Below are 20,758 nucleotides of genomic sequence, written 5' to 3'. Positions count from 1 at the left end.
GCATGGCGTGGAGCACGAACCAGCTGGCCGACCTCGCCGGCGTGACGCTGCGGTCGATCCGGCATTGGCATGACGTCGGGCTCCTGCCGGAACCGGGGCGTCTGAGCAATGGGTACAAGCAATACACAGCGCGGCACCTCGTGCTCGCCCTGCGCATCGCCCGTCTCACCAGCCTCGGCTTCAGCCTCGAACACGTCGCGGCAATGCTCGATTCCGAAGAACAGGGTCAGAAGTCACTGCACGGGCTCCGTACCGAACTCGACGAGCGGATCGCCGAGCTCACCCGGATCCGTGCGGATATCGACGCGTTGATTGCGCGGGGGATCTCGCCCGATCTCTCGCCAGAAGCGCTCCTCGCGATGGAAACACTCGGAACTGATCCGGGATCCCGCAACGTCGCGATACTGCTGGCGCGATTGCTCCCAGAGGAAGACATGCCTGCCTTCGCCGACGCCATGAGCGAGGCCCCCGACACGCTCGCTCAGCTCAACGCAGAAATGCTGCGCCTGCCGGATGACACCTCGAACGAGCAGATCGCTGTGATAGCCGAGCACGGGGCCGCGCTCATCATGGAATTTCTTGCAGCGCGAGGCGATGCGCTGCCGCGTTTCGATTCGCGCGTCAGCGAGGAGATGGGCGCGAACGCGATGACGGCGATCATGCATGAACACATGAATTCCGCACAACAACAGGCGATGACCCTCATCGTCGAGCGCGTTGCTCAGCTCACCCGGTGAGCCTCACCTGCCGCTTGCTGACCCATGGGTCCGTATGCGGCGCGCAGTAGGGCATGGCATTCGATATGATGATTCCATCATTCCGTTGATTTGCTCCACGGATCCATGAAGCAGACGAAGGCTCGAGGTGTATCGGTGTTCGGCGACGGGGAACGACCGCTCTACGAGGTCAAGGCGAACCTGTTCAAGGGTCTCGCTCATCCGTATCGAATTCGGATCCTGGAGATCCTGTCCGCTTCGGACGAGGCGTCGGTCGCCGAGATGATCGCCGAGACGGGCCTCGAAGCCTCGCACCTGTCGCAACACCTCGCCGTACTCCGACGTCATCGCCTCGTCGCGTCCGAGCGCCGGGCGAGCGTCGTTTACTACCGCCTCGCTTTCCCGGACGTCGCGGATCTGTTGCGCGTCGCTCGCCAGCTGCTGTCGGAGGTCCTCACGCTCTCCCAAGAGCAGCTGACGTCCGTCGGCGAGCTGCCGATCATTCCCGCCCGTGCGTCGGCGGATCGATGAAGAACGTCTCCTGGGCGTCCGTCGCGTCGCTGCTGCCGAGTGTGCGCGACTATCGCGGGATCCGTTCGAGCTGGCGCGCGGATCTGGTCGCCGGCGTCACGGTCGGCATCGTCGCGCTCCCGCTTGCCTTGGCCTTCGGCGTGAGCTCGGGCGCGGGCGCCGAAGCAGGACTGATCACGGCGATCGTGGCCGGCCTCGTCGCCGCGGTGTTCGGCGGCTCGAACGTGCAGGTCTCGGGGCCGACGGGCGCGATGGTGGTCGTGCTCGCACCGATTGTCGTCAGCCACGGAGTCGGCGCGGTCGCCGTCGTGAGCCTTCTCGCCGGGATCATCGTGCTGGTCGCCGGTGCTCTGCGTCTCGGACGCGTGGTCAGTTACATCCCGTGGCCGGTCATCGAGGGATTCACCGTCGGCATCGGCGTCATCATCTTCCTCCAACAGGTGCCGGCCGCCGTCGGGGTGAGCGGCGAGGGCCACAGCACGAACGCGGTGATCGCCGCTTTCCAATCGGTTGCCGACGCCGACTGGCCGTCTGCTTTCCTCCCTCTCGTCGTCGTCGCAGTCGTCGCCGTCATGATGCTCACCCTGACACGCGTGAACGGCAAGCTGCCCGCGTCCTTCCTCGCGATCGTCGTTGTGACGGTCGTCGTGGCATGGGTCGGCCTTCCCCTCGCGACGATCGGCGAGTTGCCGCGCTCGCTGCCAGCCCCGTCACTGCCCACCCTGGATCTGGGCACCCTCGCCTCGCTCGCCGGGCCCGCGTTCGCCGTCGCGGCGCTGGCGGCGATCGAGTCCTTGCTCTCGGCACGAGTCGCGGCGTCGATGGCGGACACCGGCCCGTACGACGCCGACCGCGAACTCGTCGGACAGGGTCTCGCATCGATCGCCTCGGGGTTCTTCGGCGGCATGCCTGCCACCGGAGCCATCGCGCGGACGGCGGTGAACGTGCGCTCGGGCGCACGGACCCGGGCCGCGTCGGTCGTGCACGCCCTCGCCCTGCTCGCCGTCGTCTACCTCGCCGCGAACGTCGTCGCATTCATCCCTCTCGCGGCGCTGTCTGGCGTGCTGATGGTGACCGCGGCGCGCATGGTGTCCCCGCGGGTGATCCGCCTGGTGCTGCGGTCGACGAGATCGGATGCGGTCGTGTTCGTCGTGACCGCGATCATCACCGTCAGCTTCGATCTCATCGTTGCGGTCGGGATCGGCATCGCCGTCGCGGCGTTCTTCGCACTGCGGTCGTTGAGCACGGCGAGCGGCGTGCACCGCGAGGAAATTGCGGGAGAGCCGGAGCCGGGCGACGAACGCATTGCCGTGTTCCGGATCGACGGATCCCTGTTCTTCGGCGCCGCCGAGCGCCTGCTCGACCGCATCGCTGCGCACCACGGCATCGAAGTGGTGGTGCTTCGGCTGTCTCAGCTGCAGCTCATCGACGCGACCGGCGCGCATACCCTCACGGAAATGGTCACCGCCCTCGAGCAGCGCGGCGTGACCGTTCTCATCAAGGGGATCCGTCCGGAGCACCTTCAGCTGCTGGATCGGTTGGGCGTGATCGGTTCCCTGCGGCACCCGAACCACCTGTTCGCCGAACTCGACCCCGCCGTCGACCACGCCCGCTCGCACATCCGGCGCGCCGCCGCGGGGGCGTGAGCGGGGGAGCCGGGCGCGTGGCGAGAAACGCCACACTGCCCGGCCGACTCAGTTGCCCGCGAGATGGATCCCCAGGTCGGCCCGCCCGGGAGCGAGATCCGCGCGAAGCGCACGCGTGCCGCGATACTCACCGTCGCTGAGCTTCCGAAACGGCCGCGTCGCTTCCTCGTTGAGCTCGGCGAACCGCTCGCTGAGTCGTTGCACCTCGCGAGCACCTGCTTCGTCATCCAGGTCGTCGGCGTCGTAGATCGCGTGGATCTCATAGGACTCGACGCCCGTGTACCAAAGGATGCCGTGGGTCAGCGGAAACATGAGGGCATCGAGATCACCGCTGATACCGCGCGGCCCGAGCGTGCGCTCGTCATCGCCGGCAGTGACGATGATGAGCGCCTTGCGGCCCGAGAGCCCACCCTCGCCGTATCGCAACGGCATCCCGGTCTCGGGGTCGAGGTCGCCATGGGCGAACCCCGCCGTCAGGACCCGGTCGAACCAGCCCTTGAGCATGGCGGGCATTCCGTACCACCACAGCGGGAACTGGAAGATCAGCAGCTCTGCCTCGGCGATCTTGCGCTGTTCGACGCGAACGTCCTCCGGGAGCTGCTGTTCCTCATACGCGTCGCCGAGCTGCTCGGCCAGGTTTCCCGGGATCTCGGCGAAGCGCCCGAGGTCGCTCTTGCGGAGGGCCGGATCGAAGTCTTGCGCGTAGAGATCCGACGTCACGACGGTGCGGTGCTCGGAAAGGGCAGCGACTCCCTCGCGAAAGATGCGTTCATTCAGAGAGCTCTTCCGCGGGTGAGTGTAGACCCAGAGCGCGGTGCCGGGCGTGGGCGGGTGTGAGATGGTCACGTTGTGTGCTCCTGGTGTAGGCGGGCGATCGTCGAGGTGACGGCGGTGAGTGTGCGGCGGGCAAGGTCGGAATCGAGTCGTTCCTCGAGCACCTCGTGAGCAAGCGCATCGCCCGCACCGGTGACGGCTTGCAGGGTCGCGGCATCAATCGGCCCGACGAACGGCTCAAGAGCATCTCGGCACACGGCGATATAGTCGGCTTCGGTCTCGCGTCGCAGTGCGGCCAGTTCCGGTGATCCGGCGAGCGCGGCGACGATTCCGGCCATCTCGCGCCCCTCGGCCATCCAACAATCGATGTACGAGCCGGCCACGATCTCGCACACCTCGTCGAGCCCTCCGTCCGCATTCCGGAGCGCGTCGATGAGCACGCGATGCTGCCGATGCTCGAAGCCGCGATACAGCTCGACGAAAACGGCGGATCGATCCTCGAAGTGGTCGTAGGCAACGGGCTTCGTGACGCCGGCCTGCACGGCGAGCCGCCCGAGCGTGAACTCGTCCGTCCCGCGCTCGTCGAGCATCTGGCGCGCGACCTCGAGGAACTGATCGTGGCGATCCTCTCTCGACAGCCGTCGCCTCGTCGAGGGGGTCTCATGTCCCGGCATCGAATCTTCCTCCGTAACCTACTAACGGTAAGTTACCGCAAGTAGGTGGTGGTGCGGGCCGCTATTGTCGAACAAGACGCGCGCTCGCCGCGGCGGGAGGAGTCTTGTGAACGACAGTCGTGTACGCAGGCACCCGTCGCTCCGCGCCGCTCGCTCGGCAATCCTCATCGCCGTCGTTGCCCTCACACTCACCGGGTGTGGATTCATCCCCGATCGTGTGACCGACTGCGATACGAGCGGGGATCCGGCGACCTGCGACCGCGACCAGCGCTTCGACCTCGACGGCGCGAGCATCGTCGTCGACGAGCTCGAGAATGTCGCCGGCCCCGAGGATCACGCGCACATCGACGCAGACATCACGATCGACGGACAGCCGCACGGCGATCTGCAGGCACAGCTGCACGTCGTCGATTCGCTCACCGAGGAGGACCTCGTCGTCGATCCGGACGACGCCAGTGCCCTCGCGGAGGAGGGGTCGTCGACGATCACCTGGGACTTCAGCGACCAGGGCTTCGCCCAACGAATCCAGTTCGACAGATTCCCGCCCAACGTATTCATCACCTTCAGCGACGGCGACCAGCAGGTCGTCGTGACCGTGATGAGTGTGGAGTACGACTGACGGCGCGCCCCGCGACATATCCTTGCCTCATGCGGCTCACACCGAATAACGGCATGCAGTCATGAACTGGGCGTTGACGTTCGATCTGCTCGGCACGTTCTTCTTCGCGATCTCGGGCTCGCTGCTCGCGGCGCAGCGCGGCTACGACTTCATCGGATCCCTTCTGCTCGGCGGCCTCACCGGCCTCGGCGGCGGGGTGATCCGCGACCTCATCCTCGGCGTGAAGCCGACGGCGTTCTCCGAGCCGATCCACCTCGCGATTCCCTTCGCCGCGGCTCTGCTCGTGTTCTTCCTCGCCAACGGCATCGAGCGATACTCGCGGCCGCTGCTGATCTTCGACGCGGGCGGCCTCGCCGTGTTCTGCACGACGGGCACGGTCAAGGCGCTCGCGGTCGGCATGAACCCCGCCGCCGCGATCCTGCTCGGCGTGACGACCGGCGTCGGCGGCGGATTGCTGCGCGACGTCGTCGCCAACCGCGATCCGCAGCTGTTCAACTCGGCCGACCTGTACGCGGTGCCCGCCATCATCGGCGCCGCTCTCGTCGCCGGGCTGTGGTTCCTCGCCCTCCCGAACGCCGTCATGTCCGTCGGATCCGCCGTCATCGTCTTCGTCTTCCGCGTGCTGTCGCTGCACTTCCGCTGGCGCGTTCCGCACGCAAAGGGGCAGCCGCGAAAAGGAAAGGGACCAGAATGAATGCCGTCGCCGACATCCTGAACGACTACGAGACGATCCGCGCCGACCAGGAGGCGCTGTACCGCGACCTCCACGCGCATCCCGAGCTCTCCCACGACGAGACGCGCACGGCGGAGGAGGTGTCGCGCCGCCTGGAGGCGTGGGGCTTCGACGTGCACACCGGCATCGGCGGCGCGGGCCTCGTCGGGATCCTGCGCAACGGCGACGGGGCCACCGTGCTCATGCGCGCCGACACGGACGCGCTGCCCGTCACCGAGGCGACCGGATCCGCGTATGCCAGCACCGCTGACCGCGTCATGCACGCGTGCGGTCACGACGTGCACGTCGCCTGCCTGCTGGGCGCCGCCCAGCTGCTCGCCTCCCACCAGGACGCGTGGAGCGGCACCGCCGTCGTGCTGTTCCAGCCCGCCGAGGAGACAGGTGACGGGGCGCGCACGATGCTCGACGACGGGCTCGCCGACGTCATCCCCGAGCCCGATGTTGCGCTCGCGCAGCACGTTCTGCCGGGCCCGTCCGGCACGGCGCTGACCCGCCCGGGCCCGGTGCTCTCGAGCGCCGACAGCGTGCGGATCACCGTGTACGGCTGCGGCGGCCACGGATCCATGCCGCAGAAGACCGTGGATCCGGTCGTGCTCGCCGCGCACATCGTCGTGCGGCTGCAGACGATCGTCTCCCGCGAGATCGACCCCACGGATCCGGCGGTTCTGACGGTGGGCAGCATCCGCGCCGGATCGAAGAGCAACATCATCCCCGACGACGCGGTGCTCGAGCTCAACCTGCGCACCTACACCGACGCCACGCGCACGCACATGCTCGACGCGATCGAGCGCATCGCGCGCGGCGAGAGCCAGGCGAGCGGATCGCCGAAGGATCCGACGATCGAGGTGTACGACAGCTTCCCGCTCACCGACAACGACGACGCGGCCACGGCACGCGTCGCGGACGCGTTCGCCGCGCACTTCGGCGAGCGCGCCCTGCCGATGGAGCTGCAGACGGCGAGCGAGGACTTCAGCGACGTGCCGCGCGCGCTCGGCGTGCCGTACACGTACTGGTCGATCGGCGGCACGGATCCGCAGGAGTGGGGTGACGCGGAGCGGAAGGGAACCGTCTTCTCCGATATCCCCGCGAATCACTCGCCGCTGTTCCTGCCCGTGATGCAGCCGACCCTCGAGACTGGCACGGCCGCGCTCGTGGTCGCCGCGGGCGCGTGGCTCGTTTCCGAATAGCCTGCCCGGTAAGCAGGGTGGCGGCTGGATTGTCACGCTGCTGTTGGGCGTCATTGGTGCCTTCCTCGGCGGATGGCTCGGAGGCATCGCATTCGGCGTCGACCTGCAGGGCTTCTTCAACATCACCACGTGGCTGCTCGCGATCGGTGGCTCGATCATTGTGCTGCTCATCTACGGCCTGATCTTCGGGCGCCGTAAGAAGGAATAGGGATACTCGCGATTCGACCCTGTGAACCGGCGGATCCAGAAGGGGCAGGTGGCGATCGCCACCTGCCTTTTCTGTGCGCTCGTCTCCACGCGCGTCAACCGTTCGATGGAGGGCGAATTCAACCGCCCTCGCGATGATCGGCGCGGCGAGAACTGGTGAACTCGATGTCATGGCGGTTACTCGCCGCGTCATCGATACGAAAGGAAATCGCACACCATGAAGCGCCTGCTCAATGCGTCATTCATCTACATGATCGTCGGAGTCGCCTCCGGCCTGTTCTACCGCGAGTTCACCAAGAACAACGGATTCCCGGAGGGAGAGTTCACGCAGCTCAGCCTCGCCCACACGCACCTGCTGACGCTCGGATTCATCGTGCTGCTTATCGTGCTCGCGCTCGAGAAGGTTTTCACGATCTCGCGCAGTCCGAAGCTGTTCGCCTGGTTCTTCTGGCTGTACAACGCCGGCGTCATCCTGACGTCCGGCATGCTGATCTGGCACGGCAGCCTCACCGTGCTCGGTCAGGAGTCGAACGCGATGATCGCCGGAATCGCGGGCCTCGGGCACATGCTCGTCACCGCCGGCATGATCGTGCTCTTCATCGCCCTGCGCCGCGCGGTCACCGACCGCACCCCGGCACCCGTCGAGGCCGCAGTCAGCGCTCGATGACCGTCACGACCGGCTGACTACCGCTCCCGCCGCAGGAGGATGACGGAATCGTCGATGGTCGCGGAGTTGCCGTGCGGATCCGTCGTCTCGCGCGGGCGCACCTCGACCGCGAGCGCCGTCCACTCGTCCGGACTCAGGTCGAGGGCCGCGAACTCTTCCTCCGGCGACAGGAAGTGGGGCGTGTGGTGCTCGGAGTGCTCGGCCCACGGCGGGCTCGACGCGTGCGAGGTGATCAGCAGATGGCCGCCGGGCGCGACGAGGTCGGCCGCCGCGCGCAGGATGTCGCCACGAGCCAGCTCGACGGGGGAGTGCAGGAAGCTCGCCGTGACCAGGTCGTACTGCCCGGCCTCGTCGAACGCCGACAGGTCGCGCGCGGCGAATGAGATCTGATCGTCGGTGAGACCGGCCGCGTGCGCGGCGGTGCGGGCTCGGCCGATGGCCGACGCGGAGATGTCGATCCCCGCGGCTGTCCACCCGTTCTTGGCGAGCCAGATCGCGTCCCCGCCCTCACCGCATCCGAGGTCGAGCGAACGGCGGGGAGTGAGACCGGAGGCGACATCGGACACGACCTTGTTGACGCGCCCCGACCACATGTGCTCCGGGCCCGCGTATCGGTGCTCCCAGTAGTCGGCCGGCGCCATGTCCGGGGCGGATTCGGCCTCGGCGACGGCCCGGTCGAAGTCTTCCGTGACGAGTGCCATGTTCACCACGGCGCCGGCCGACGCCCCCGCGCCGATCGACATCGGCACGTTCGCCCCCGCGTTCGTCACGTTGCCGACCGCCCAGATGCGCGAACTGCTCGTCTGCCCCATCTCGTCGGTCGCGAGGAAGTTGCCCATCGGGTTCTCGGTCCGCTTCAGATCCAGGTGCTGCAGAAACTCGTCGCGCGGGCGCAGCGTTGCGGCCGTGAAGATCGCATCGAGCTCGGTGACGTGGCCGTCGGCCGTGCGCACGCCGGTGACCTGATCACCGTCGCCGAGCACCTCGGTCACGGGCGAGGCGATCAGGCGGATCCCGCGCGAGCGCAGCCGGTGGATCGTCTCGTCGTCCATGGGGCCGATGTCCGCGGTGAACACCGTCAGGTCGTCGGTCCACTGGCGCACGAGCTGCGCGTGGTGCAAGCCGAGGGGAGAGGTGGCGAGAATCGCGAGCCGCTGTCCGCGCACCTCCCAGCCATGGCAGTAGGGGCAGTGCAGCACGCTCTTGCCCCACCTCTCGGCAAGGCCGGGAATGTCGGGCAGATCGTCGACGAGCCCGCTCGCGACGATGAGTGCGCGGGCGCGAAGCGGATCCCCCTCCCGCAGCTTTACGAGGACACCGTCGTCGGTCTGGTCGACGCGCTCGACGGCGTCGGCGAGGAACTCGACGCCGTAGCCGACGGCCTCGGCGCGTCCGCGCTCGACCAGGTCCGCGGGGGAGGTGCCCTCGTTTCCGAGCACCCCGTGCATGTGCGATGCGAACCGATTGCGCGGGCTGCCGGTGTCGATGACGAGCGTGCGGCGGCGAGATCGGCCGAGCATGAGAGCGGCGCTGAGGCCCGCCGCGCCGCCGCCGATGATGATGACGTCCCAAGGTTGTGTGTTCATGAGAATCAGTGTGATCCCACCCTCGGCCACATGGCAAATAATCTTGCTAAGATGGCAAAAGTCAGGATTCGCGGAAACGGAGCGGTCATGGGACACGAACTCGAACAGGTCGGGCCAAGGCTCCGCGCCATCCGCCGTGCGCGGGGATTCACACTCGACGACGTCGCGGCGCGGGCCGGCATGTCGACCAGCACACTCTCGCGCCTCGAATCCGGCAAGCGCCAGGCGTCGCTCGAGCTGCTGTTGCCAGTGACGCGGCACCTGGGCATCCGGATCGACGACCTCCTCCCGTCCGAGACGCGGGATCCGCGGGTGCGGCGACCGGCGGTCCGCCGCGACGGCATCACCATCGCCCCGCTCACGCCGGAAGAGTCGGCGATCCGCACCTACAAGATCACCTACCCGCCGGTCGATACGCTGCCCGAACTGCGCGTGCACGACGGCTACGAGTGGCTGTACGTGCTGTCCGGAAAGCTGCGCCTGCGGCTGGGGGAGCAGGACCTCGTGCTCACCCGCGGCGAGGCCGCCGAGTTCGACACGCGCGTGCCGCACGCGATGAGCCCGGTGGGCAAGAGCCCCGCCGAGGTGTTGAGTATCTTCAACGGCGAGGGAGAGAGGATGCACACCCATGGATCCGACTGAGCACGGGCACCACGGGCACGATTCCGGCGTCGAGCACGGCGCGCACGTCGACCACGGCGCGCACGCCGATCACGACCTGCACGGCAGCCACGCCGATCACAATGCTCATGGCGGCCATGCGGGCCACGGCGATCACGTCGGCCAGTTCCGCCGCATGTTCTGGATCAGCCTGATCATCGCGATCCCGGTCGTCGCGTTCTCGCACGGCTTCGCGATGCTGCTCGGCTACGAGATCCCCGACTTCCCCGGCGCCGTGTGGATCGCGCCCGTGCTGGGCACGGTCATCTATGTCTGGGGCGGATGGCCGTTCTTGAGCGGCGCGCTCTCGGAGATCCGCTCGCGTGCCCCCGGCATGATGCTGCTGATCGGGCTCGCGATCACCGTCGCCTTCCTCTCGTCGTGGGGGTCGTCTCTCGGACTGCTCGACCGCGGGCTCGACTTCTGGTGGGAGCTCGCCCTGCTCGTCGTCATCATGCTCTTGGGCCACTGGGTCGAGATGCGCTCGCTCGCGCAGACGTCGTCGGCGCTCGATTCGCTCGCGGCGCTGCTGCCGGACGTGGCCGAGCGAGTCGAAGGGGATCAAGTCGTCACGGTCGCGCCCGCTGACCTGCGCGTCGGTGACATCGTCATCGTGCGCCCCGGGGCGAGCGTTCCCGCTGACGGCGAGATCATCGACGGCCGTGCCGACATGGACGAGTCGATGGTCACCGGTGAATCCCGTGCCGTCGAGCGCGGCATGGGCGACCGCGTCACCGCGGGCACGGTCGCGACCGATTCGGGGATCCGTATCGAGGTCACGGCGATCGGCGACGAGACGACGCTCGCCGGGATCCAGCGCCTCGTCAGCGACGCACAGGGATCCAGCTCGCGGGCGCAGCGACTCGCGGATCGCGCCGCGAGCTGGCTGTTCTGGTATGCGCTCATCGCCGCCGCGATCACCGCGCTCGTCTGGACCCTCGTCGGCGATCGCGACGGCGCGGTCGTGATGGCCATCACCGTGCTCGTCATCGCGTGCCCGCATGCCCTCGGCCTTGCGATCCCGCTGGTGGTGTCGATCGCGACGGAGCGCGCGGCGCGCGGCGGCGTGCTGATCAAGGATCGCTTGGCGCTCGAGAGCATGCGCACGATCGATACCGTGCTGTTCGACAAGACGGGCACTCTCACCAAAGGCGAGCCGACCGTGCTCGACATCGCTCCCGTTCGTGGGGTCGACGCTGACGAGGTGCTGGCGCTCGCCGCAGCTGCCGAGTCGGCGAGCGAACATCCGCTGGCGAACGCGATCGTTCGGTCGGCAAAGGATCGCGGGCTCGCGCTCAGCGACGCCAGTGACTTCACTTCTGCTCCCGCAGTGGGCGTCACCGCCACCGTCGCGGGACACGTCATTCGGGTCGGCGGGCCGCACCTGCTCACCGAGGTGGACGCGGCGGAGGTGGCGGCCGCGGATGAGTGGCGCAGGGACGGCGCGATCATTCTGCACGTGATCCGCGACGGATCCGTGATCGGCGGGCTGAAGCTCTCCGACGAGGTCCGTGGCGAATCGCGCGATGCCGTGGGCGCCTTGCGGCAACTCGGCGTGGACGTCGTGATGATCACCGGTGATGCCGAGGCGGTTGCGCACGGCGTGGCTTCGGAGCTTGGCATCGACCGGGTCTTCGCCGGGGTGCGCCCGGAGGACAAAGCCGCGAAGGTGTCCGAGCTGCAGCGCGAGGGGCGCAGTGTCGCGATGGTGGGCGACGGCGTGAACGATGCGCCCGCCCTCGCGCAGGCCGATGTCGGAATTGCGATCGGCGCGGGTACGGATGTGGCGATCGCCTCGGCGGGCGTGATCCTCGCGAGCGATGACCCGCGCTCGGTGATCTCGGTGATCGAGCTGTCGAAGGCGACGTATCGCAAGATGCGGCAGAACCTATGGTGGGCGGCGGGTTACAACCTCATATCAGTACCGCTCGCGGCAGGCGTGCTCGCGCCGATCGGATTCGTGATGCCCATGTCGGTCGGCGCGATCCTCATGTCGGTCTCGACCGTAGTGGTGGCGCTGAACGCCCAGTTGTTGCGGCGCCTCGACCTCAACCCGGTGCGCAGTCTCGAGCGTGTCAAATGACCGATTGTAGACATTTGACACCTCTCAGCATTCTTTATAGGTTGCCTAGAGTCTCTACGAATCTCATGCATCACCAGCGTTGAAGGAAAGGCCCTTCGTGAACAGCACCAGGCGAATCACATCCACCGCGGCGATTGCCGCGACAGTCCTGCTCGCAGGCGGCCTCGCCGGCTGCAGCGGCGGCGATGACGCAGGAGAGGGCGGCGGCGACGGCGGCGGGCTCGAAGACAGCTACACCGTCGCGACCGACACGTCGTTCGTGCCATTCGAGTTCCAGGAGGAAGAGGGCGGCGAGTACGTCGGCTTCGACATCGACATCATCAATGAGATCGCGGACCGCGTCGGTTTCGAGATCGAGCTCGAGACCACCAACTTCGATGGCATCATTCCCGGCATGCAGACGGGTACGTTCGACATCGCGATCGCGGGTATGACGATCACGGAGGAGCGCCGCGAGGCCGTCGATTTCACGAGCCCGTATTACAAATCGGGTCTACGCATCGGCGTGCCGGCGGACGATGACACGATCACGAGCATCGACGATCTCGAGGGAAAGACCATCGCGACCCGACTCGGATCGACGAGCGCGAACTACATCGAGGAGAACATCGAGGGCGCCACGCCGAACACCTATGAGCAGCTTGACCAGGCGTACCTCGCGGTCGAGGGTGATGGTGCCGATGCGGTTCTTTACGATGCGCCGAATGTCGAGTACTACATTCTCACTGCGGGCGAGGGCAAGCTGAAGACGGTCGGCGAGCTGATCGAAGCTCAGGACTACGGCATCGCGGTGGGCAAGGGCAACGAAGAGCTCGTGACCGCCATGAACGAGTCGCTCGCCGAGATGATCGATGACGGCACCTACACCGAGATCTTCAAGGAGTGGTTCGGCGAGGAGCCCGAGTGGCTCGACGATCTCGCGGCGTCGCAGGACTGATCTCACTGCATGAATATCATTACGGACTTCCGCTGGGCGGGGGTTATCGAGTTCCTTCCGCAGCTGTGGATCGGCCTCCTCTATACCCTGCTCGTCTCGGTCGTCGGTCTGGTGATTGGGTTCGCGCTCGGCGCGGTATTCGGACTGTTTCGGCTCAGCCGATTCCGAGTGTTGCGCTGGATCGCGACCATCTACATCGAGGTTCTGCGCGGCACGCCGCTGATGGTCCAGGCTCTGTGGATCTTCTTTGCGCTTCCGCTGCTCATCGGCTTCAACCTGTCGTCGCTCACGGCGGCCTTCATCGTCATCGGCGTCAACTCCGGTGCGTACATCGCCGAGATCGTGCGCGGTGCGGTGCAGTCGGTCGATAACGGGCAGATGGAGGCCGGGCGTTCGCTCGGCATGAGCCACCACAAGACGATGCTCAAGGTGATCTGGCCGCAGGCGTTCAAGCGCATGATCCCGCCGCTCGGCAACCAGTTCATCATCAGCATCAAGGACACGTCGCTGCTGTCGGTGATTCTCGTGCCTGAGTTGCTCTTCCAAGCGCGCTCGATCGCATCGAACCACTTCAACACCGTCGAGATCTACACGACCGTCGCGGTCTTCTACCTGGCGGTCACCCTCTCGTTGTCGATCGTGCTGAGGGTTACTGAGAAGCGTCTGGAGGCGCACTCATGATCATCGACGTCAAGGGCCTGCGCAAGTCGTTCGGATCCAACGAGGTGCTCACCGGCATCGACCTCGCGGTCGCAGACGGCGAGGTGGTGTGCGTGGTCGGTCCCTCCGGATCCGGCAAGAGCACGCTGCTGCGCTGCCTCAACAGGCTCGAGGAGATCACGGGCGGCGAGGTGACCGTCGACGGGCACACGCTGACCGATCCGAAGGTCAAGATCGACGACGTGCGCGCCGAGATCGGCATGGTCTTCCAGCAGTTCAACCTCTTCCCGCACATGACGGCGATCGAGAACATCTGTCTCGCGCCGATGCAGGTGCGGGGGCTCAGCAAGGCGCAGGCGATGGAGCGCGCCCGCGCGCTGCTCGTCAAGGTCGGGCTGTCCGAGAAGGAGAACGAGTACCCGCGGCGGCTGTCCGGTGGGCAGCAGCAGCGCGTGGCGATTGCCCGGGCGCTCGCCATGGAGCCGCGGATCATGCTGTTCGACGAGCCGACCTCCGCGCTCGACCCCGAGCTGGTCGGCGAGGTTCTCGCCGTAATGAAGAACCTGGCGCTCGAGGGCATGACGATGATCGTCGTCACGCACGAGATGGGCTTCGCCCGCGAGGTCGCCGACCGGGCGATCTTCATGGACGGCGGCGTCATCGTCGAGCAGGGCGACCCCGAGCAGGTGTTCACCGCGCCGCAGCACGAGCGCACCAAGGAGTTCCTGAACAAGGTGCTCTGAGGCTCAGCCTCGCAGCAATCGGACGGCGCACCACTAGCGTGGAGATATGGCAACAAAACGAGTCGAGTTAGTCACCGACGACCTCGATGGTTCGGTGCTCGCACCGCTCGCCGCCGAGTCGCTGACGTTCGGCATTGACGGTGAGACCTACGAGATCGATCTCTCGAGCGCGAATGCTGCCGCGCTTCGAGAGATCCTCTCGCCGTACACGGCGGTGGCGCGCACGACGTCGATCGGCGACCGTGACGTCGACACCTACACGCGCACCGAACTCCCGCGCGTGGAGGACAAGAACCAGATCCGTGTGTGGGCGCGTAAGAACGGTCACAAGGTCTCGCCGCGCGGATCCCTCTCGAAGACCGTGCGCGAGGCGTACGCGAATCGCAACGCCTGATCCGTTCGGGGAGTGTGTGGCGGTCGTTTCGCGCTCGTTATCGACCGTTAGGCACTCGGGGACTCACTAGTTCCACTCGCCGGTCGCGAGGAAATGCTCGATACGGGCGCGCTCGGGGGAGAGATCAAGGCCCTGTTCCGCGATCCACTCATCGTTGTAGTGGGTCGCCGAGTACCGTGCGCCGCCGTCGCAGATGAGGGTGACGACGCTGCCGCGCTCGCCGGACGCGAGCATGCGGGCGATCAGCTGGAACGCGCCGACGAGGTTCGTGCCGGTGGATCCGCCCGCCCAGTACCGGGTGCGCTCCTGCAGCACGCGGATCGCGGCGAGCGAAGCGGCGTCGGCGATCGGCAGTACCTCGTCGACGACGTCGCCGATGAACGACGGCTCGATGCGCGGCCGCCCGATGCCCTCGATGCGGCTCGGGATGCCGGTCGTGTGCGAGGCATCGCCCGTTCGCCAGCCCTCGTAGTAGGCGGAGTTCTCGGGGTCGACGACGGCCACCTGTGTGGGATGCCGGCGATAGCGCACATAGCGACCGAACGTGGCGCTCGTGCCGCCGGTGCCGGCGCCGACGACGATCCATGAGGGGATCGGGTATCGCTCTAAGACGAGCTGCGCGAAAACGCTCTCGGCGATGTTGTTGTTGCCTCGCCAGTCGGTCGCGCGTTCGGCGAGCGTGAACTGATCGAGGTAGTAGCCGCCGCATTCGGACGACAAACGCTCGGCCTCGGCGTAGATCTCGGTGGGGTCGTCGACGTAGTGGCACCGGCCGCCATAGAACTCGATGAAGCGGATCTTCTCGGCGCTCGTCGACCGCGGCACGACCGTGACGAAGTCGAGGCCGATCATCTCGGCGAAGTACGCCTCGGAGACGGCGGTGGATCCGCTCGACGCCTCAATGAGTGTCGTGCCCTGGTGGATACGCCCGTTCACGAGCCCGTAGAGGATGAGCGACCGCGCGAGGCGGTGCTTCAGGGATCCGGTCGGGTGCACCGACTCATCTTTGAGGTACAGATCGATGCCCCACTCGGCGGGCAGCGGGAACACGTGCAGGTGGGTGTCGGCGCTGCGGTTCGCATCGGCCTCGAGCACGCGGATCGCGTTGAGCTCCCACTCGCGGGAGCGGGGGTGCGGGGTCATGTGTCCACGATAGGGGAGCGCCATCTGTGGCGGGGCAGTGCATGGTCTCGGGCGGACAGATTTGAGCGCTCGTCCGCGAATCCGAGTTCGATCTGGCTGTCGGAACGCCGAGCAGGTGCGCCGCGGATATCTTGGACGGAGGCGCTACAGCCTGTCATTCGCGGCCTAGTACGAGGACCGCGAACTCCGTGCTCGAGGGAAGGAACCTGATGACGGATGAACCATCCTTCGGGGAAGTGATCCTCTACGAGCGCGCGGACGGTGCTCCCGCGTTGCGGGTACGGCTCGATGCGGAGACGGTATGGCTGAGCCAGCAGCAGATTGCGGATCTGTTTCACACCACGCGCGAGAACGTCACGATGCACCTACGGAATGTGTATGACGAAGGCGAGCTTCGTCGGACGGCAACTAGTAAGGATTTCTTACAGGTTCGTCAGGAGGGCATTCGCACTGTTCGCCGCAATGTCGCCCATTACAACCTTGATGCCGTCATCTCGGTTGGATATCGGATTAAGAGCAAGGTCGCTACGCAGTTTCGCATCTGGGCGACCGACCGCCTTCGTGACTACCTCGTGACGGGCTATGCGATCAACGAGGAGCGGCTCGAGAAGCTCGGCTCGATCGTGCAGATCCTCGCTCGCTCCGAAACCGAACTGATGGTGGGAGTCGCTGACATACTTGCGAGCTACCTACCGGGCCTTACGCTCTTGAGAGATTACGACGAGGGGCACATCGACACCGTCCCCGGGGCAGTCCCGGGGTGGACGCTGAACCTCGACGACGCGCGCGCGGTGATCGCACAGGTCGCAACCGAGTTCCCCGCCGATGGTCTGGTCGGTAAGGAGCGTGGTGATGCTCTCGACGGCATTGTGGGCGCGATCTACCAGAGCTTCGGCGGACAGGATCTCTACCCAACGATTGAAGAAAAGGCCGCGAACCTGGTCTACCTCGTTGTGAAGGACCATCCGCTCGCTGATGGCAACAAGCGCAGTGCCGCAGCTCTATTCGTCACGTTCCTTGCTCGTAACGATGCCCTCACTGATGCCGCCGGGCACCCCCGCATCACGAATAGCTCACTTGCTGCGATCACGCTCATGATTGCTACGAGCGACCCGAAGGATAAGGACCTCTTGATCTCGCTGCTCATGCGCATGATCACCTTCTGACCTGGCGCGGTGCCCTCCAGCTGTGCCGCCCGCCCACACTCGGCGCGGCACCCAGCAGCTCACGCGATCACGGTAGGCGCGGAACGCGTCGCCGAATCGATCCTCCAGGTCGCGCTCTTCGATGGGCCGAATGATCGAGTTCCAGACGACGGATCCGCACAACGCCCACGCGACGACGAGCCAGGATCCGTGGACGAGCCCGACCGCGACGCCCTGGACGATGCCGGCGACGGCCATCGGGTTGCGTACGAATACATACGGGCCGGCGATCACGAGGCGGCGCGCGGTGGCCGAGGGCAGGGGAGTGCCGTCGCCGAGTGACGCCATCGTCGCGGCCGACCAGAGCCCGAGCGCGCTCGCCACCACAAGCACGGCGATTGCGGCGATGCGCGCGGCGAGCGGGACGGAGAATGCGAGCTCCCAGCGCCGCTCGAACCAAACGATAACGAGAGGGAAGACGCCGAGGAACAGGCCCCAGAAGACGACGAGCTGTGCGGCGGTTGCGAGGATGTTGTTCGCACGGGCACGCGGGCGCGCTTCGCGCAGCCAAAGCGGACCCAGCAGGATCCAGTGGGAGGGGAATGCGCCGCGCACGATGACGACGGCGGCAGCCGCCGAGGCGACGGAAGCCGCGATCATCGCGAGCGCGCCCCAGCCCGCGGACTCTGTCGCGGTTGCGTATACAACCATCGCCGCGGTGACGAGTACCGTCCAGACGCCCACGAGCCAGACCGCCCAGCGGATACCGAACGCGGCGACAGCCGACGCGCCGACGAACAGAGGGAGGTCGAGGATCGCGACCGGTAGGGGAGGAAGGCCGCCGAGCGTCAGGCGCTGGACATCGGGCACGGTGGCGACCAGGATCCACCACGCGGCGCCCGCGAGCGCCTGCATCGCGAAATAGCCGCGCGCGACGCGAGGCGTGAGCAGGATGCCGAAGATGCGCACGGGCGTCGTGAGCGAATCGGGCATGGGGCCCAGCTTAGAAGCCGGCGCCATTCGTCACCGCACGGAGCGAACGGCAGACTGTGCGTCGAACATGTCGGGCGTCACGCCGTCGATGAGGTCCCCGGGGAGTACGCCGAGCGCGTCGGCGATGCGCACGAGTGAGCGCACGTTCATCATCGCGCGGCCGGACTCGTAGGAGCGGATGTTCGACGAGTCGATGTCGCTGGCGACCGCGAGCTGGTCCTGCGTCATGCTCTGTCGCATGCGGAAGTGCGCGATCTGAGCACCGACGTGCGCGGCAGCGGCAGACGGAACTCGAGGCATCGTTCAAGCGATATCGGTACCGGTGTGGCGCACCAGAGCGTTAGACCCCGGGTACTTGTACACTCAGATGTATGTATGGACTCGGACCTCTGTCATGACAGGGGAGAAGCTCGTAAAGTCCCGTCAGCGAGTCGCGGACCATGGAGAGGTATTCACTCCACGATGGCTCGTTGACGACATGCTCAACCTCGTGCAGTCCGAGACGGAGCGAATCGACTCCCGGTTCCTCGAGCCGGCCTGTGGCTCTGGAAATTTCCTGATCCCGGTGCTCGAGCGAAAGCTTGACGCGGTGGACGCGCGCCATGGGCGTAGTGACTTCGAGAGGCGCCACTACGGTCTCTTCGCCTTGATGTGCGTGTATGGGATCGAGTTGCTCGAGGACAATGCGGAAGAGTGCCGCATTAATCTTTCGGGTACTTTCGCCCGGTTTCTTAAAGCCGATGCCGATGATATGTGGATTCGTGCGGCGGACGCTGTTCTTGCGGTCAACATCGTTCGAGGTGATGCCCTCGCGATGAAGACGCCGAGCGGTGAGTCGATCGTCTTTCCCGAGTGGGGCTACCTCGGGCGCGGAAAGTATCAGCGGCGCGACTTCTCGTACGACAGCCTGACCCAGCGTTCGTCGGTTCAGGGCACTCTCTTCGACGCGTTGGAAGAGCATGAAATGTTCATCCCAGTTCGCACCTACGATGCAATGACGGTGCAGGAGCTCGCCGCATGAGCGTGCCGATCGTTGAGCCCGCGATAAGATCCGGCTTCCGCACGCATAATCCCGACGTCCTCACCTGCATCGCGAACCTGTCCAACGACGAAGTTTTCACGCCGCCCGAGCTCGCCAATCGGATGCTCGACACTGTTGCGGAGGCGTGGTCGAAATCGAATGGTGGTGCGAGTGTTTGGGCGGATCCGACTGTCACCTTCCTCGACCCGTTCACGAAATCTGGCGTATTCCTGCGTGAGATCACGCGTCGTTTGACTGACGGTCTCGAGAGCGCGATCCCGGATCTCGAGGAGCGAGTCGACCATATCCTCACGAAGCAGGTCTTCGGCATTGGGATCACACGCCTTACGGCACTGCTCGCACGACGCAGCCTTTACTGTTCGAAGGACGCCACTGGTAGACATTCGATCGCGAAGAATTTCGTCCGCGACTGGGGCAACGTGTGGTTCGAGCGAATCGAGCACACGTGGGTAGGAGATCGGTGCGGATACTGCCCAGCGACACGCGCAACCTTCGACCGAGACTCGGAACTTGAGACTCATGCCTATGCGCTAACTCATACCTCGAATGTGAAGAAGCGCCTGGCGCAGATGTTTGGAGCGGATGTGCAGTTCGACGTCATCATCGGGAACCCGCCTTATCAGCTGAGCGACGCTGGGTTTGGTGCGAGTGCGACTCCGATCTACCAGCACTTCGTGAGACAAGCGATCGCTCTCGATCCGCGCGTTGTTTCGATGGTCACGCCCTCGCGCTGGTTTTCGGGTGGAAAAGGTCTCGATGATTTTCGTGAAGAAATGCTTGCGGATACGCGCATTCGGTACTTGGGTGATTTCCCCAAACTTTTCGACGTTTTTGATGGCGCAAAAATTCGCGGAGGTGTCTCCTATTTCCTCTGGGATGCGAGTTATGATGGTCCGTGCACCGTGCAGACCTTCGTAAGTGGTCACGCAGCCGGTCCGCCAGCAGTACGCTACCTGGGTGAGTACGATGTGCTTGTTCGCAACAATGCTGCGGTCTCGATTCTCGAAAAAGTTCGTAATGTGAATGAGCCATCATTTGAATCGACAATGCCGAGGAGAAAGACGTTCGGGTGGTCCACTACATTCCATGGATCCGATACCCCTGAAGAGCTGGTTGATCCGGTGAAGATATTCGGTTCCAGGCGGGTTTCATGGCTGGAGAGCGATGCGATTGATGCTGGTGTAGAACTAGTTTCTAAATGGAAGGTTTTGATGACCGCAGCACAAGGGACGAGCGCCGCGGTCGAAACAAAATTTCTTAGCAAGCCGATCTTGGCGGGGCCAGGGAGTGCCTGCACGGACACGTATATACTGGCTCTTCGCATTTGAGCGTGTAGTGCCCGTCCGGGAGGACGTGCGCGTGGCGGTCCCGTGAGAGAGGTCGAGGCCTCCCGAGGATGGAAGTTCCTAAGCTCACCATCCGGAAGACCTCGACGTGCACCACGCTACCTTCGGCGACCCCGATCTGACTGTGTTCACCGCCCTCGACGACCACGGCCTCACCGTCACGGGCCTCACGCTCATGCACGCTGGCGCGACCCTGGAGTGCCGCGTCACCGATCGCGACCCGTTCTGCCGCAGCTGCGGCGCGGAAGCGACCCCGCGCGGGACACAGGTGC

At 65.7% G+C, this 20,758-nt stretch carries 23 protein-coding genes and 1 pseudogene; 18 read left to right on the top strand and 6 right to left on the bottom strand.

Translation table 11 applies throughout. The features are described from left to right. Positions 1-2: 2 nt before the first annotated feature. The 3 genes from G510_RS17635 to G510_RS0111670 all read left to right on the top strand — a co-directional run bounded on the left by G510_RS17635 (position 3) and on the right by G510_RS0111670 (position 2,893). Entirely contained in the window at positions 3-737 is a 735-nt protein-coding gene (locus G510_RS17635; protein ID WP_051216716.1) for a MerR family transcriptional regulator, read from the top strand. A gap of 105 nt (positions 738-842) precedes the next feature. After that, a complete protein-coding gene (locus tag G510_RS0111675) occupies positions 843-1,247 on the top strand; it encodes an ArsR/SmtB family transcription factor (RefSeq protein WP_084644346.1) in 405 nt (134 codons plus the stop codon). Next, entirely contained in the window at positions 1,244-2,893 is a 1,650-nt protein-coding gene (locus G510_RS0111670; protein ID WP_029153769.1) for a SulP family inorganic anion transporter, read from the top strand. The genes G510_RS0111675 and G510_RS0111670 overlap by 4 nt, the downstream gene beginning before the upstream one ends. Before the next feature lie 48 nt (positions 2,894-2,941). Here G510_RS0111670 and G510_RS0111665 read toward each other — a convergent pair whose 3' ends face one another. Next, entirely contained in the window at positions 2,942-3,739 is a 798-nt protein-coding gene (locus tag G510_RS0111665) for an NAD(P)H-dependent oxidoreductase (protein ID WP_029153768.1), read from the bottom strand. Continuing rightward, positions 3,736-4,341 carry a TetR/AcrR family transcriptional regulator gene (locus G510_RS0111660; protein WP_029153767.1) on the bottom strand — a complete coding sequence of 202 codons (606 nt, stop codon included), beginning with the start codon at positions 4,339-4,341 and terminating at the stop codon, positions 3,736-3,738. Before G510_RS0111660 ends, G510_RS0111665 begins: the two co-directional genes overlap by 4 nt. A 217-nt stretch (positions 4,342-4,558) precedes the next feature. On the opposite strand from G510_RS0111660, the gene G510_RS0111655 reads away from it, so the two are divergent. The 5 genes from G510_RS0111655 to G510_RS0111630 all read left to right on the top strand — a co-directional run bounded on the left by G510_RS0111655 (position 4,559) and on the right by G510_RS0111630 (position 7,754). Continuing rightward, positions 4,559-4,960 carry a hypothetical protein gene (locus tag G510_RS0111655; RefSeq protein WP_029153766.1) on the top strand — a complete coding sequence of 134 codons (402 nt, stop codon included), beginning with the start codon at positions 4,559-4,561 and terminating at the stop codon, positions 4,958-4,960. Positions 4,961-5,021: 61 nt separating this feature from the next. After that, on the top strand, positions 5,022-5,654 hold the full coding sequence (locus tag G510_RS0111650; RefSeq protein ID WP_029153765.1) for a trimeric intracellular cation channel family protein: 633 nt from the start codon (positions 5,022-5,024) through the stop codon (positions 5,652-5,654). Then, the gene (locus G510_RS0111645; protein WP_029153764.1) at positions 5,651-6,880 is read left to right on the top strand and encodes an amidohydrolase; all 1,230 of its coding nucleotides are present in this window, start codon (positions 5,651-5,653) and stop codon (positions 6,878-6,880) included. The genes G510_RS0111650 and G510_RS0111645 overlap by 4 nt, the downstream gene beginning before the upstream one ends. Continuing rightward, positions 6,828-7,088, top strand: a complete 261-nt coding sequence (locus G510_RS16695) for a GlsB/YeaQ/YmgE family stress response membrane protein (protein ID WP_051216715.1) — start codon at positions 6,828-6,830, stop codon at positions 7,086-7,088. Before G510_RS0111645 ends, G510_RS16695 begins: the two co-directional genes overlap by 53 nt. Positions 7,089-7,304: 216 nt before the next feature. Further along, complete coding sequence (locus G510_RS0111630; protein WP_029153763.1) at positions 7,305-7,754, top strand: DUF2871 domain-containing protein; 450 nt, start codon at positions 7,305-7,307, stop codon at positions 7,752-7,754. 17 nt (positions 7,755-7,771) lie between these two features. Here G510_RS0111630 and G510_RS0111625 read toward each other — a convergent pair whose 3' ends face one another. Further along, on the bottom strand, positions 7,772-9,340 hold the full coding sequence (locus tag G510_RS0111625) for an FAD-dependent oxidoreductase (protein ID WP_029153762.1): 1,569 nt from the start codon (positions 9,338-9,340) through the stop codon (positions 7,772-7,774). An 87-nt stretch (positions 9,341-9,427) separates the two neighbouring features. On the opposite strand from G510_RS0111625, the gene G510_RS0111620 reads away from it, so the two are divergent. The 6 genes from G510_RS0111620 to G510_RS0111595 all read left to right on the top strand — a co-directional run bounded on the left by G510_RS0111620 (position 9,428) and on the right by G510_RS0111595 (position 14,817). After that, complete coding sequence (locus tag G510_RS0111620; RefSeq protein ID WP_029153761.1) at positions 9,428-9,982, top strand: helix-turn-helix domain-containing protein; 555 nt, start codon at positions 9,428-9,430, stop codon at positions 9,980-9,982. Further along, positions 9,969-12,083, top strand: coding sequence for a heavy metal translocating P-type ATPase (locus G510_RS16690; RefSeq protein ID WP_051216714.1), 2,115 nt, complete (start codon positions 9,969-9,971; stop codon positions 12,081-12,083). Before G510_RS0111620 ends, G510_RS16690 begins: the two co-directional genes overlap by 14 nt. A 97-nt stretch (positions 12,084-12,180) precedes the next feature. Beyond that, on the top strand, positions 12,181-13,020 hold the full coding sequence (locus G510_RS16685) for a transporter substrate-binding domain-containing protein (protein ID WP_051216713.1): 840 nt from the start codon (positions 12,181-12,183) through the stop codon (positions 13,018-13,020). A 9-nt stretch (positions 13,021-13,029) separates the two neighbouring features. Continuing rightward, a complete protein-coding gene (locus G510_RS0111605; protein ID WP_051216712.1) occupies positions 13,030-13,701 on the top strand; it encodes an amino acid ABC transporter permease in 672 nt (223 codons plus the stop codon). Beyond that, a complete protein-coding gene (locus G510_RS0111600; protein WP_281167442.1) occupies positions 13,698-14,423 on the top strand; it encodes an amino acid ABC transporter ATP-binding protein in 726 nt (241 codons plus the stop codon). Before G510_RS0111605 ends, G510_RS0111600 begins: the two co-directional genes overlap by 4 nt. A gap of 46 nt (positions 14,424-14,469) precedes the next feature. Beyond that, on the top strand, positions 14,470-14,817 hold the full coding sequence (locus G510_RS0111595) for a histone-like nucleoid-structuring protein Lsr2 (protein ID WP_029153758.1): 348 nt from the start codon (positions 14,470-14,472) through the stop codon (positions 14,815-14,817). A 66-nt stretch (positions 14,818-14,883) separates the two neighbouring features. Here the strand turns inward: G510_RS0111595 and G510_RS0111590 are convergent, their stop codons facing one another. Then, positions 14,884-15,960 carry a PLP-dependent cysteine synthase family protein gene (locus G510_RS0111590; RefSeq protein WP_051216710.1) on the bottom strand — a complete coding sequence of 359 codons (1,077 nt, stop codon included), beginning with the start codon at positions 15,958-15,960 and terminating at the stop codon, positions 14,884-14,886. A 209-nt stretch (positions 15,961-16,169) separates the two neighbouring features. Here G510_RS0111590 and G510_RS0111585 point away from each other — a divergent pair, with 209 nt between their 5' ends. Further along, entirely contained in the window at positions 16,170-17,126 is a 957-nt protein-coding gene (locus G510_RS0111585) for a virulence RhuM family protein/type II toxin-antitoxin system death-on-curing family toxin (RefSeq protein ID WP_029153756.1), read from the top strand. Here G510_RS0111585 and G510_RS16680 read toward each other — a convergent pair. Both G510_RS16680 and G510_RS16675 read right to left on the bottom strand, forming a co-directional pair. Continuing rightward, positions 17,034-18,098: a methyltransferase family protein gene (locus G510_RS16680; RefSeq protein ID WP_245563335.1), complete on the bottom strand. Its 1,065-nt coding sequence runs from the start codon at positions 18,096-18,098 to the stop codon at positions 17,034-17,036. The two genes, G510_RS0111585 and G510_RS16680, sit on opposite strands and share 93 nt — an antisense overlap. A gap of 30 nt (positions 18,099-18,128) precedes the next feature. Then, complete coding sequence (locus G510_RS16675) at positions 18,129-18,398, bottom strand: helix-turn-helix domain-containing protein (protein WP_051216709.1); 270 nt, start codon at positions 18,396-18,398, stop codon at positions 18,129-18,131. 67 nt (positions 18,399-18,465) lie between these two features. Here G510_RS16675 and G510_RS0111570 point away from each other — a divergent pair, with 67 nt between their 5' ends. From G510_RS0111570 to G510_RS16670, 3 genes and pseudogenes are all read left to right on the top strand, one after another. Next, positions 18,466-19,119, top strand: a complete 654-nt coding sequence (locus G510_RS0111570) for an N-6 DNA methylase (protein WP_342664734.1) — start codon at positions 18,466-18,468, stop codon at positions 19,117-19,119. Continuing rightward, positions 19,116-20,468 carry an Eco57I restriction-modification methylase domain-containing protein gene (locus tag G510_RS18015; protein WP_084644345.1) on the top strand — a complete coding sequence of 451 codons (1,353 nt, stop codon included), beginning with the start codon at positions 19,116-19,118 and terminating at the stop codon, positions 20,466-20,468. The genes G510_RS0111570 and G510_RS18015 overlap by 4 nt, the downstream gene beginning before the upstream one ends. A 106-nt stretch (positions 20,469-20,574) precedes the next feature. Beyond that, a pseudogene (locus G510_RS16670) lies at positions 20,575-20,758 on the top strand (ISL3 family transposase); the annotation flags it as partial.

Origin of the sequence: Microbacterium gubbeenense DSM 15944 (assembly GCF_000422745.1) — a bacterium.
Taxonomy (GTDB): Bacteria; Actinomycetota; Actinomycetes; order Actinomycetales; family Microbacteriaceae; genus Microbacterium; species Microbacterium gubbeenense.
Note: the sequence above shows the minus strand (reverse complement) of the source record. Positions and strands in the feature narration are given on the sequence as shown.